We start from the raw sequence: 12044 nt of genomic DNA, 5'->3' as shown, positions 1-12044 counted from the left end.
AGCGGCTCAGACGAGCGAGGCGTCGGCCGCCGTCCTGATCCGGGCGTACATCCTGCGCAGGCCAGGGCCGGGCTGCAGGCCCAGATTGTCGTCCAGCAACCGGGCGATCCGGTGATAGGCCGACAGAGCTTCCCCCCGGCGGCCGTCGCGGTGGAGGGCCCACATCAGCAACTCCCACAACCGCTCGCGATAGGGCTCCGCCGCCGTCGCAGGCATCAGGTCGGCGATCGCCTCGCCACAGTCGCCCCGCGCGATGTCGAGTGCCCAGCGCTCCTCCATGGCCGACGCGCGCAGCTGCTCCAGCCAGGCGCGGCGGCCCTCGAAGAAGGATCCGCCCAGCCCCTCGAACGCCGGCCCGCGCCACAGCGCCAGCGCGCCGCGCAGCAGCCGGGCGGCCTCCGCGACCTCCCCCCGCGCACGGGCCTCCCGCGCGGCGGCGGTGGCCTGCCGGAACACCGCCACGTCGACCGCGCCGGGGTCCACGACCAGCTGGTAGCCGCCGCCCGCCGACCTGATCTCCGCCTCGGTGCCCGCTCCGGCGGCACCGCCGGCGGTCAGCATCCGGCGCAGCCTGGAGACGTAGGTGCGGGTGCTCACGACGGCGCTGCGCGGCGCCTGGTCGCCCCACAACGCGCTCACGATCTCGTCGAGCATGACCTGACGCCCCTCGCTCAGGAGCAGCAGGGCCAGCACTCCCCGCTGTTGCGGAGAGCCGGCCTCCAGGTCCTCCCCTCCGCTCCGGACCCTGATCGGACCCAACAACCCGAAGCTCACCCCGGCCATCGAGAACCCCCACCCTCTCGCCCAGCGCGCGACCGTCACCGATGCCCCCCGGCATCTCTGACCGAGCCTACTGACGCCGCGTCGGGACTGTTGACGCGCTGTCCGGCTGAGCGATGGCGTACACGCACAGCGTCACATGACGCTCGCGAAGGCGATCCGGGTGAACCTACCTTCTGGGTACCGCGGCCCGTACGACGGGCCGGCCGCCGTGCACTCCCGTAAGGAAAGCGCCCCGATCGTGATTGGACAGCCGAACGTCGTCTCGGCTCCCTGCAGGTTCACCGTTCTCGGACCGCCCGGTCTGTGCTGCGGTGATACGCGACTGGATCTCGGCCCACCGCAGCAACAGGCCGTCCTGATGGCGCTCCTGGCCAACAGCGGCAGCTTCGTACGGATCGGTGAGCTGGTCGACGGCCTGTGGGGCGAGCGGGCACCGGCCACCGGCGAAGCCGTCATCCGGACCTACATCTCCCGTATCCGGCGGCTGCTGTCCGAGCACGGACTGGGCACGGCGATCAGCTCCCAGCCCGGGGGCTACATGCTGGACCCGTCGCTGTTCGCGCTGGACGCCACCGAGTTCGCCGACCTGCTGGAGATCGCCCGGCAGGAGCGCGCGAGCGGGCAGGTCCCGGCGGCCGCGGACCGTCTGGGGCGGGCGCTCGGCCTGTGGACGGGCACGGCACTGGCCGGGGTCCCGGGCGAGGCCGCCGCACGTGAGCGGTTCCGGCTGGAGCGGCTGAAGCTGACCGCCACCCAGGAGTTGCTGCAGCTCCGCCTGGAGCTGGGGGAGCACACCGAGGTGGTGGCCGAGGTCCCGCTCCTCATCGAGCAGAACCGGCTCGAAGAGCCGTTGTACGAGATCTATCTCCTCGCCCTGTACCGCAGCGGCAGGCGGGCGGAGGCGCTGGAGATCTACCGGACGGTCTACGACCTGCTGGGCAGGGAACTGGGCTTCGGCCCGGGACCGCGGCTCCGGGCCCTGCACGACAGGATCCTCCGGGCCGACGCGGACCACGACGACGAATTCGCCCCCGCCGCCTGGGCCGAGCGGCCCCCCGCCCGCTCCCCGCAGGAGCCCGCCGTGCCGGTGGGCCGGCCGGCCGATCCGCGGTTCGTCGGCAGGGACACCGAACGCGCCGCCTTCCAGGACCTGCTGAACAACGGCCGTGGCGGACGTCCGGGTCTGCTCTTCGTCCGCGGACCCGCCGGCATCGGCAAGTCGGCGCTGCTGCGCGAGCTCGCCGACGACGCGGCCGCCGCGGGCCGGCAGGTATGGCACCTCCACGGCTCGGCGCCCGCGGAGGCGCGCGACCGCCTCCGGCGATTCGCGGAGGAGCCCTCCGGCGGCTCCGGCCCGGTGCTCCTCATCGACTCCTTCGAGGAGCTGGCGGACCTCGAACCGTGGCTGCGCGACGAGTACCTCCGCGAGCTGCCCGGCGACACGATCACCGTGGTGGCGGGCCGGACCGGGCCGAGCGCCGCCTGGCTCGCCGATCCGGCCTGGTCCGGGACGATCGTGCTTCGGCACCTCGAAGCCCTCACCGTCCAGGAGTCCACCGCGCTGCTCGAAGCCCGCGGCGTCGACCCCGGCCTCCGGCAGTCCATCGTGGACTTCGCCGCGGGCAACCCCTTCGCGCTGTCGCTCGCCGCGGAGGTCGGCAGGAGCATGTCGGCCACGGGACAGCCGTCGCGCCGTGACGCCGTACGGTATGTGGTCGACAGCGTGCTGGCGCGCCTGGCCGGTAGCGCGCCGACGGAGGCGCACCGATCGGCGCTGTACGTGTGCGCGCTCGCCCGCCACACCACCGAGGACCTCCTCAGCGCTGTGGTGCCGGGCGGCCGGGCGGCGGAACTGTTCGACTGGCTCCGGGCGCAACCCTACGTCGAGCCCGCCACTCACGGCCTCGACGTCAACGGTGTGCTGCGCGAAGCCCTCGACCATCACCTGCGGTGGCGGGATCCCGTCGGCTACGAGCGGATGCACCGGCGGATCCGCCATTATGTCATGGGCGAGCTCCTGCGCGACGCCCGCGACCCGCACGCGTGCGTGGCGGTCATGCGGACCATCGCCCATCTGCGCCGGCGCGGCGGGGTCGTGTGCCGGCACGTCTCGACGGTGGGCGAGGAGGAGGTGCGGGCGTCCGGGGTGACCCCGGCCGACCACGACGAACTCGTCACCCTGGCGCGCGAGAGCCACGGCGAGTTCACGGCCGCGTCCGTCCGGTTCTGGCTGGGCCGTCAGCCGGGGGCGTTCTCCCTGCTCCGGTGCCGCGGGAGCAACCGCCTGCGCGCCTTCATGAGCCGCCTGACCCTGCGGACACCGGAGCAGGAAGAGCTGGCGGCCGACCCCGTCGTGGGGGAGATCTGGCACGACGTGGGCCGGCGCATGGCCGTGCCGCCCGGGGCGCACGTCGCGATCACGCGGCACCTGATCCACCCGGGCTTCGACGGCAAGCCGTCCCCCGTCACGGACGTGCTCCAGGCGTGGATGATGCGCGGCTGGCTGCACGAACCGGGGTTGGCGGCCTCGTACCTGGTCACGGCGAACGGACAGGTGTGGCGGCCGTTGCTGGACTACCTGGGTCACTACGAGCTGGAGCGCGTGCGCGCGGACGATCCGTACGCGATCTTCGGCCACGACTGGCTGTCCGACCCTCCAGAGCAATGGCGAGACCACCAGATAGAGGAGGAACTGTGGACGGAACGTCACCTGAACCTGTTCGTTCGCCAGGACGTGGCCGGCGGGGACGATCGGCGGAGGCGATGACGCCCGGCGTCTCCCCGCCCGCCACCGAGGCGGGCGCGGCCGAACCGGCGGAGAGCGGCCCGCCGATCGCGCGCCGGGTGATGCTCTCGATGCTCGGCGCGGGTGCGGCCGCCATCGCCGGCGCGCCCTTCCTGCAGCGCGGCTGGGAAGGATTCCTCGGGGCCGCCTCCCAGAACGACCCCACCGGGCTCACCGGGCTGCTGCCCAACCCGGGCGGCTTCCGCTACTACAGCGTGGCGGCCTCGGTGCCCCGGAAGACCGCGGCCGACTACCGGCTGGAGATCGGCGGCCTCGTCGACCGTCCTGGGACGTACACGCTGGACGAGCTGCGCGCGCTGCCCCGGACGCGGGTCGTCGGCGAGGCGCGGTGCACCGACGGCTGGCGGGTGCCGGACGTCCCCTTCGCGGGGGTGCTGCTCTCGCACCTTCTCGACCTGGCGGGAGTGCGCCCCGACGGCAAGGCGGTCCGCTTCACCTGCTTCGACGGCGTCTACAGCGAGAGCCTCACGATCGAGCAGGCCCGCCGCTCGGACGTGCTGGTGGCGCTGGACATGCTGGACAAGCCGCTCACCCACGCCCACGGCGGCCCCGTACGGCTCTACGTCGCGCCGATGTACTTCTACAAGTCCGCCAAATGGCTCTCCGGCATCACCGTCACCGACAAGGTCATCCCCGGTTACTGGGAGGAGTACGGCTATGACGTCGACGGCTGGCTCGACCAGGCGGCCTGAGCGCCTGCTGCCGCGCTTCGACCGCGTCCAGCGCCTGGTCCACCGGGTCACCGCCGGGCTCATGCTGGTGTGCGTGGCGGCGGCGGCCTGCCTGTACTTCACGCCGCTGGCCCAGCTGGTCGGCCGCCGCCACCTGGTGGTCGTCGTCCACGAGTGGTCCGGGCTCCTGCTGCCCGTGCCGTTCCTCCTCGGCCTCGTCTCGCGGGCCTTCCGCGCCGACCTGCGCAGGCTCAACCGGCTGGCGCCGTACGACCGGCAGTGGCTGCGCGCGGTGCGCGGGAACACGCCGGGGCCACGCCCGGCCGGCAAGTTCAACGCCGGGCAGAAGATCTACGCCGGCTGGATCGCCGGCGCCGTGCCGATCATGACGTTCACCGGCCTGCTGATGTGGTTCACCGGGGCCCTGCCGGCCATCTCCCGCACGAGCGCGATCTTCGTGCACGACGTGACGGCGCTGGCGATCGCCGTCGTCGTGTTCGGGCACATCCGGCTGGCCTACCGGGATCCGCTCGCGCGGCGCGGGATGCGTACGGGATCGGTGCCGCCGGAGTGGGCCAGGAAGAACCATCCCCAATGGGTGGAGGAGCTGGACCGGCGATGAGCGCGGGGCGGGCCGGCCGGAGCTGTTCCCGGCGGCTGCTATGGTGAAAGACGCTTGAGACCAGAAGCTAGGAGACCAGACGTGGCAGGTGACGACGACATCTCCGGGTGATACCGGAGGTTGACCGGCCCCGGCAGGCGCACTTGACCGCCGCCGACGTGGCCCCGGTCGTCGTTCCCCGAATCCCTGGCCCTTTCACCGGGCGGCTTCGGCGCGCCCGTGTTCTCCTACGAGGTCTTCCAGCATGTCCGACGCGTTCATCGTCTGTTCCCACCTGTCCTTTTCCTGGCCCGACGACACCCCCGTCTTCCACGACCTGTCCTTCAGCGTGGGCGGCGGCCGTACCGGGCTCGTCGCCCCGAACGGGGCCGGCAAGAGCACCCTGCTCAAGCTGATCGCCGGCGAGCACCGCCCCGCCGGCGGGAGCGTCACCGTGCAGGGGGTGCTCGGCTACCTGCCGCAGAGCCTGCCCCTCACCGGCGACCTGACCGTGGCCGAGGTCCTCGGCATCGCCTCCGTGATCGCCGCGCTGGACGCCATCGAGTCCGGCGACGCGAGCGAGGAGCACTTCACCACCATCGGCAACGACTGGGACGTCGAGGAGCGCACCCGTGCCCAGCTCGACCGGCTCGGGCTCGGCGACCTCGCGTTCGGCCGCACGCTGGGCACGCTGAGCGGCGGCCAGGTCGTCTCGCTCGGCCTCGCCGCGCAGCTCCTCAAGCGGCCCGACGTGCTGCTGCTCGACGAGCCGACGAACAACCTCGACCTCGGCGCCCGCCGCCGGCTCTACGACGTGCTCGGCGACTGGAACGGCTGCCTGCTCCTGGTCAGCCACGACCGGGCCCTGCTCGACCGCATGGACCGCATCGCCGAGCTCGACCGCGGCGACCTCCGCTTCTACGGCGGCGGCTTCACCGTGTACGAGGAAGCCGTGCGCGCCGAGCAGGAGGCCGCCGAACGCGACGTGCGCAGCGCCGAACAGGAGCTCAAGCGCGAGAAGCGGGAGATGCAGCAGGCCCGCGAGCGCGCCGAGCGCCGGGCCGGCAACGCCGCCCGCAATCTCAAGAACGCCGGCCTGCCGCGGATCTTCGCCGGGAACATGAAGCGCGGCGCGCAGGAGTCGGCCGGGCGGGCGGGTCAGGTGCACGCCGCCCGCGTCAGCGACGCCAAGGCCAAGCTCGACGAGGCCGGGCGGGCACTGCGCGACGACCAGAGGATCGCGCTGGAACTGCCGGGGACCAACGTGCCCGCCGGCCGTACGGTCTTCCACGGCGAACGCCTGCAGGCCCGCGGCCTGTTCGCCGCGCCGGGCATCGACCTGACCGTCCGCGGGCCCGAGCGCATCGCGCTGACCGGCCCCAACGGCGCGGGCAAGTCCACCTTGCTCCGCCTGATCAGCGGCGACCTGGAGCCCGACGGCGGCACGACCAGGCGGGCCGACGGCCGGGTCGCCTACCTCTCGCAGCGGCTCGACCTGCTCGACGTCGAGCGCACCGTGGCCGAGAACCTGGCCGCGTTCGCCCCCGGCAGGCCGCCCGCGGACCGGATGAACCTGCTGGCCCGGTTCCTGTTCCGCGGCGCCCGTGCCCACCTGCCGGTGGGCGTGCTGTCCGGCGGCGAACGGCTGCGCGCCACCCTGGCCTGCGTGCTGTGCGCCGAGCCGGCGCCCCAGCTCCTGCTGCTCGACGAGCCCACCAACAACCTCGACCTGGTCAGCGTGGGCCAGCTGGAGAGCGCGCTCGGAGCGTACGAGGGGGCGTTCGTGGTGGTCAGCCACGACGAGCGGTTCCTCGCGGAGATCAAGGTGGAGCGCTGGCTGGAGCTGTCCGAAGGGCGGCTGCTGGAGACCGGGGGGCCCGCCGGTGAGTGACGTGCTGCTCGCCCGCGACCTCGTACGGACGCTGGGCGCGCGGCGCGTGCTCGACGGCGTCTCGCTCACCGCCGCACCAGGCCACCGGATCGGGCTGATCGGCGAGAACGGTGCCGGCAAGTCCACCCTGCTGCGGCTGCTGGCCGGAGCGGACGAGCCGGACTCCGGCACCGTCGTCCGGCCCGCCGACCTGGGCTTCCTGCACCAGGAGGTGCCGTACGCCGGCGACAGCACCGTCGCCGGCGTGCTCGACGACGCCCTGCGGGAGGCCCGTACGGACCTGGCCGAGCTCGACCGGCTCACCCGGGCGCTCACCGAGGCCCCGGACGACGCCGCTCTGCTCGAAGCGTACGGGGCCCGGCTCGACCGGGCGCAACAGCGCGAGTCCTGGGACGCCGACCGGCGCGCGGAGATCATCCTTGACCGGCTCGGCCTGGGCGGCGTGCCGCACGGGCGCGTGCTCGCGTCGTTGTCGGGCGGGCAGCGCGGGCGGCTCGCCCTGGCGGCGCTCCTGATCAGACAGCCCGCCGCGCTGCTGCTGGACGAGCCCACCAATCACCTGGACGATGCCGCCGCAGCCTTCGTGGAGGAGCGGCTCCGCGGCATGACGGGGGTGGTGGTCGTGGCCAGCCACGACCGGGCGTTCCTGGACGCGGTCTGCACGGACCTGGTCGATCTCGACCCGGCGGTGGGCGGGCCCGTCCGGTACGGAGGCGGATACGGCGCGTACCTGGCCGGGAAGCGCGCCGAGCGCGAGCGCTGGGAGCGTCGCCACGCGGAAGAGCAGGAGGAGCTCGGCGAGCTGCGCCGCGCCGTCGCGGTGACGGCGCGGCGGGTGGCGCCGGACGGGTTGCGACGCGACAACGAGAAGATGGGGTACGGGCACCGCGCGGGACGCGTGCAGCACCAGATCGCGCGGCGGGTGCGCAATGCCGCCCGCCGGCTCGCCGAGCTGGAACGCGAGCAGATCCCCGCCCCACCACCCCCGCTCCGCTTCCATCCCCGCACCCTGGCCACCGCCACCGCCACTGCCTTTACCTCCACCGCCGGCCTCCGCGATCCCCACGACGAGACCTTGCTGTCACTACGGGAGGTGCGGGTTCCGGGACGGCTCTCCATCGACCGGCTAGACGTGGCGCCAGGGGAGCGGCTGCTGGTCACCGGGCCGAACGGCGCGGGCAAGTCCACGCTCCTGGCGGTGCTGGCCGGACGGCTGGACGCGGAGGGAGAGGTGCGGCGACGGCACGGGCTGACCGTCGGGCTGCTGGCCCAGGACACCGTGTTCGAGCGGCCGGACCGCACGGTGCGGGAGACGTACGAGCGGGCGCTCGGTCCGGAGCGCGCCGAGTCCGTACCGCTGCTCTCGCTCGGCCTGATCGGCCCGCGTGACGTGGACATGCGAGTGGGAGAGCTGTCGGTCGGCCAGCGCCGCCGGCTGGCTCTGGCGCTGCTGGTGGCTGACCCACCCGAGGTGCTCCTGCTCGACGAACCCACCAACCACCTCTCACCTGGCCTCTCCGACGAGCTGGAAGAGGCCCTGGGCACCGATGGGCCCGGCGGGATCGTGGTCGCCAGCCACGACCGGTGGCTGCGCTCCCGCTGGCAGGGCCGCCACATCAGCCTGCCGTGACCCTTCGCGCGTCACCGTCGTGGACGGCCGGGTCGACTTGCCCCCGGAGCCGTCAGCGGGGCGCGGAGGAGAGGCTCCCGCTCGGTTGCCCGGGCGCCCACGAGGTGAGGATGCGCAGCGCGTCGTGCGACGGGGAACCGGGCTCGGCGGTGAGGACCATGAGGCGCTGCCCCGAGCCGTCGGGGCTGCTCCACGTGTCGCATTCGAGGGTGAGGTCGCCGACCAGCCGGTGCCGGTAGCGCTTGGTGCCGTAGGCGGCGTTGTTGACGCGGTGCTCCGCCCACCAGGTACGGAAGTCGGCGTCCCGCACCGACAGCTCGCCGACGAGCAGGGCGAGCTGGGGGTCGTCGGGATTGGCCGCGGACTCCATGCGCAGGGCGGCGACGGCGTCGCGGGCGTCGTGCTCCCACTCCAGGTGCATGCTCCGGATGATCGGGTCGGTGAACAACAGGTACAGGTAGTTGCGCCGATCCGCGGGGAGCTGCGAGAAGTCGGTGTACAGGGCGGCGGCGCCGGCGTTCCACTCCAGGATGTCCAGCCGTTTGCCCAGGACGATGGCGGGGGTTGCGGTGAGCTGGTCGAGCAGGCGACGCATGGCGGGGCGTACGCGCTGCGCGGGCCGGCGCCTGCGGGGCCGCGCGTCGGTCCTGCCGGCCAGCTGGTACAGGTACCGCTGCTGGTCGTCGTCGAGACGCAGTGCCCGGGCCAGCGTGGCGAGCACCGAGGCGGACGCGCGTACGCGGCCCTGCTCCAGCCGCGTGTAGTAGTCGACGCTGATCGCGGCGACCTGGGCGACCTCCTCACGGCGGAGCCCCGCGACCTTGCGGCGAGAGTCCTGCTCGGGCAGGCCGAGGTCCTGCGGAGCCAGTTGTGCCCGGCGAGCCTTGAGGAAGGCGCCGAGCTCGCCGGGACGGGATGTGCTGGTCATGTCCCCATTGTCGGTCCTGGAGCGGTGGGAGTGAGGGGGCAGGTCTTTTCCCAGGCAAGAACTCGCCGCTTTTGCCCGCTTGGAACTGCGACGACTGTGGACACGTGCCCGGCGCCGTGCCGGGCCGGCTGACCACTGGACGGAGAGTCCCATGACGAAGATCGACGTCACCTTCCACAGCGCCGGCATCCCGCTCGCCGGCCATCTCCACCTGCCCGACACCCCGGCCGAGGGGCCGCGTCCGGCGATCGTCGTCGGACACCCCGGCACCGGCGTGAAGGAGCAGGCCGCCGGCCTCTACGCGGGCCACCTGGCCGAAAGGGGGTTCGTCGCGCTCGCCTACGACGCGGCCTACCAGGGCGAGAGCGGCGGCGAACCGCGCGGCCTGGAGGACCCCGCGCAGCGCGTCGAGGATCTCAAGGCCGCCGTCTCCTTCCTCACCAGCCGGGACGACGTCGATCCCGACCGCATCGGCGTGCTCGGCATCTGCGCCTCCGGCGGCTACGCCCTCGCCGCCACCGCGGGCGACCGCCGCGTCAAGGCCGTCGCCACCGTCAGCGCCGTCGACGTCGCCCGCCAGTTCCGCCTGGGGGCCGACGGTGCCCAGGACCCGGCCGTGTTCCTCGGCATGCTGGACGCCGCGGCCCACGCCCGTACCGTCGCGGCCCGGGGCGGGGAGCCGCCGGTGCTGACCCTCTTCCCCGACACCGTCGAGCAGGCCCATGCGCTCGGCGGCGAGCACGGTGCCGAGGGCTTCGAGTACTACCGCACCGAACGTGGCCGGCACCCCCGCTCGGCGGGCGCCCTCACCTGGGACAGCATCGACAGGATGGCGGCCTTCGACGCCTTCGCGCCGATCCCGCTGATCGGGCACCGGCCGCTGCTCATGATCGTCGGCACCCGCGCCGTCACCTCGTGGATGAGCATCGAAGCCTTCCAGCGCGCCACCGGCCCCAAGGAGATCCACTGGATCGACGGCGCCAGCCACGTTGACCTCTATGACAGGAAGCAGCACGTGGATCTCGCCGTCGAGAGGATCGCCGGGTTCTTCGGCGAGAACCTGAGCCGGGCGGCCTAGCCGGCCCGCTTCCCCCTGGGCGGTCGGGGGCGTTACCAGGGGACGCGGCCGTTCTCGTCGAAGAAGCCGCCCGTCTCGCCGTCGTCGCCGACCATGGCCCAGTGCACCACGGCGCGGGCGCCCTGGTCGGGGCTGCGCACGCCCTGGAAGCCGTTCAGATCGGTCGCGACGTACCCGGGCGTCACGGCGTTGATCTTCACGTGGGCCAGCTCGGGGTCGTCGAGGAAGGCGTTGGCGTACTTGACCGTCAGCATGTTGACCGCGGTCTTCGTCGCCGAGTACGCGAAGGAGTCGTGCGAGCGGGCGAACATGGAGCCCTGCTCGGTGGCGTTGGCGAAGGTGGCGGAGTCGCTGGAGACGTTGACGATGCGCGGCGACCGGGAGCGGCGTAGCAGCGGCAGCATCTCGTGCACGACCCGCACCATGCCGAAGACGTTGGTCTCGAACTCCGGGCGCAGGTCGTCGGCCGACACCTCGGCCGGGGGCCTGCGTACGAGCACGCCGGCGTTGTTCACCAGCACGTCGAGGCGGCCGTACTCGCGGTCGACGAACGCGGCGGCCTCGGCCACGGAGGCGTCGTCCGTGATGTCGATGCGCACGGGGCGCACCGCGAGCCCGGCCTCGGCGAGCTCTCCGGCCGCCTTGGCGCCGCGCTCGGCGTCGCGGCTGCCGAGCAGCACGGTGCAGCCGCGTTCGGCGAGCTGCCGGGCCGTGGCCAGGCCCAGTCCCTTGTTGGCGCCCGTGACCAGGGCGATGATCGGGGTGGACGGCACCATCTTTCACTCCTCGGATAAACTGAAAGTACCCCTACACTTTAACCGTAGGGGTCCTACGGTTGTCAAAACGAGAAGGTGGACGGTGGCATGGAGCCTGAGCTGGTCTCGCGGCGGCCGAAGCGCGCGGACGCGCGCCGCAACTTCGACGCCCTGATCGCGGCGGCCCGCGACACGTTCGCCGAGAAAGGCACGCAGACCTCCCTCGAGGACGTCGCACGCCGCGCCGGGGTGAGCATCGCCACGCTGTACCGCAACTTCCCCACCCGGGAGGATCTGGTCGAGGAGGTCCACCGGGAGGAGGTCGAGGCGCTGTGCCGGGCGGCCGGCGACGTCGTCGAGCTGGAGCCGTGGGAGGCGCTGGTCGCGTGGCTGCACCGGTTCGTCGAGTACATCGGCACCAAGCAGGCCTTCGCCGACGCGCTCAACCGCAGCACCGACGGCTTCCAGACTCGACGCAGGGCGATGCACGCGGCCGGCGGGCCCCTGCTGGAACGAGCGCAGCGGGCCGGTGTCGCCCGCCAGGAGATCTCGATCGACGACGTCCTGCGGATGATCTCGGGCATCAGCACGGTCGAGTACGTCGACGAGGAGCAGCGGGAGCGGGTTCTCGAGGTGGCCCTGGCGGGGTTGCGCGCCATGCCCGGCTGAGAGCCCCGAGCCCGCGGCGGTGCGGCCGTCTTGCCACAAACGTCAGGAACTCGGTTTCCGGTGCTTCGTCGTCGAGGTACCGCCGCCGGATGCCGGCTCGGACGGCTAGTACTCCAGTGACACTTCGCGATCATGGTTCGGATCTGCGCTGGTAGTGGCAGTGCCGGGCGGTGGCCTGGTGGCGTCGGCGCCAGTCTGACCAGCGCAGAAGATCCGCGACGGAGCGGTGCCG

10 protein-coding genes are annotated in these 12044 nt (G+C 72.8%); 7 read left to right on the top strand and 3 right to left on the bottom strand.

The genetic code is table 11. The features are described from left to right. Nucleotides 1-6: 6 nt before the first annotated feature. On the bottom strand, nt 7-822 hold the full coding sequence (locus ACTWPW_RS35965; RefSeq protein ID WP_443171262.1) for an AfsR/SARP family transcriptional regulator: 816 nt from the start codon (nt 820-822) through the stop codon (nt 7-9). A 97-nt stretch (nt 823-919) separates the two neighbouring features. Here ACTWPW_RS35965 and ACTWPW_RS35960 point away from each other — a divergent pair, with 97 nt between their 5' ends. The 5 genes from ACTWPW_RS35960 (at nt 920) to ACTWPW_RS35940 (ending at nt 8382) form a co-directional block, all read left to right on the top strand. Further along, nucleotides 920-3550: a BTAD domain-containing putative transcriptional regulator gene (locus ACTWPW_RS35960; protein ID WP_443171261.1), complete on the top strand. Its 2631-nt coding sequence runs from the start codon at nt 920-922 to the stop codon at nt 3548-3550. Continuing rightward, complete coding sequence (locus ACTWPW_RS35955) at nt 3547-4281, top strand: molybdopterin-dependent oxidoreductase (protein WP_443171260.1); 735 nt, start codon at nt 3547-3549, stop codon at nt 4279-4281. Before ACTWPW_RS35960 ends, ACTWPW_RS35955 begins: the two co-directional genes overlap by 4 nt. After that, nucleotides 4247-4882, top strand: a complete 636-nt coding sequence (locus tag ACTWPW_RS35950) for a cytochrome b/b6 domain-containing protein (RefSeq protein WP_375112987.1) — start codon at nt 4247-4249, stop codon at nt 4880-4882. The genes ACTWPW_RS35955 and ACTWPW_RS35950 overlap by 35 nt, the downstream gene beginning before the upstream one ends. Before the next feature lie 244 nt (nt 4883-5126). Continuing rightward, nucleotides 5127-6752, top strand: coding sequence for an ABC-F family ATP-binding cassette domain-containing protein (locus ACTWPW_RS35945; protein WP_443171259.1), 1626 nt, complete (start codon nt 5127-5129; stop codon nt 6750-6752). Further along, a complete protein-coding gene (locus tag ACTWPW_RS35940; protein WP_443171258.1) occupies nt 6745-8382 on the top strand; it encodes an ABC-F family ATP-binding cassette domain-containing protein in 1638 nt (545 codons plus the stop codon). Before ACTWPW_RS35945 ends, ACTWPW_RS35940 begins: the two co-directional genes overlap by 8 nt. A 52-nt stretch (nt 8383-8434) precedes the next feature. Here ACTWPW_RS35940 and ACTWPW_RS35935 read toward each other — a convergent pair whose 3' ends face one another. Then, complete coding sequence (locus ACTWPW_RS35935; protein ID WP_443171257.1) at nt 8435-9310, bottom strand: helix-turn-helix domain-containing protein; 876 nt, start codon at nt 9308-9310, stop codon at nt 8435-8437. Nucleotides 9311-9461: 151 nt separating this feature from the next. Here ACTWPW_RS35935 and ACTWPW_RS35930 point away from each other — a divergent pair, with 151 nt between their 5' ends. Next, the gene (locus ACTWPW_RS35930; RefSeq protein WP_375112992.1) at nt 9462-10388 is read left to right on the top strand and encodes an alpha/beta hydrolase; all 927 of its coding nucleotides are present in this window, start codon (nt 9462-9464) and stop codon (nt 10386-10388) included. A 32-nt stretch (nt 10389-10420) separates the two neighbouring features. Here the strand turns inward: ACTWPW_RS35930 and ACTWPW_RS35925 are convergent, their stop codons facing one another. Beyond that, entirely contained in the window at nt 10421-11164 is a 744-nt protein-coding gene (locus tag ACTWPW_RS35925; RefSeq protein WP_443171256.1) for an SDR family oxidoreductase, read from the bottom strand. Between the two features lie 87 nt (nt 11165-11251). Between ACTWPW_RS35925 and ACTWPW_RS35920 the strand changes: the two genes are divergently transcribed. After that, nucleotides 11252-11812, top strand: a complete 561-nt coding sequence (locus ACTWPW_RS35920) for a TetR/AcrR family transcriptional regulator (RefSeq protein ID WP_443171255.1) — start codon at nt 11252-11254, stop codon at nt 11810-11812. The last annotated feature ends 232 nt before the right edge of the window (nt 11813-12044 follow it).

The sequence above is a fragment of the Nonomuraea sp. KM90 genome (genome assembly GCF_052246675.1).
In the GTDB taxonomy this organism is placed as follows: Bacteria; Actinomycetota; Actinomycetes; order Streptosporangiales; family Streptosporangiaceae; genus Nonomuraea.
This window is presented reverse-complemented; position numbering and strand designations above follow the sequence as displayed.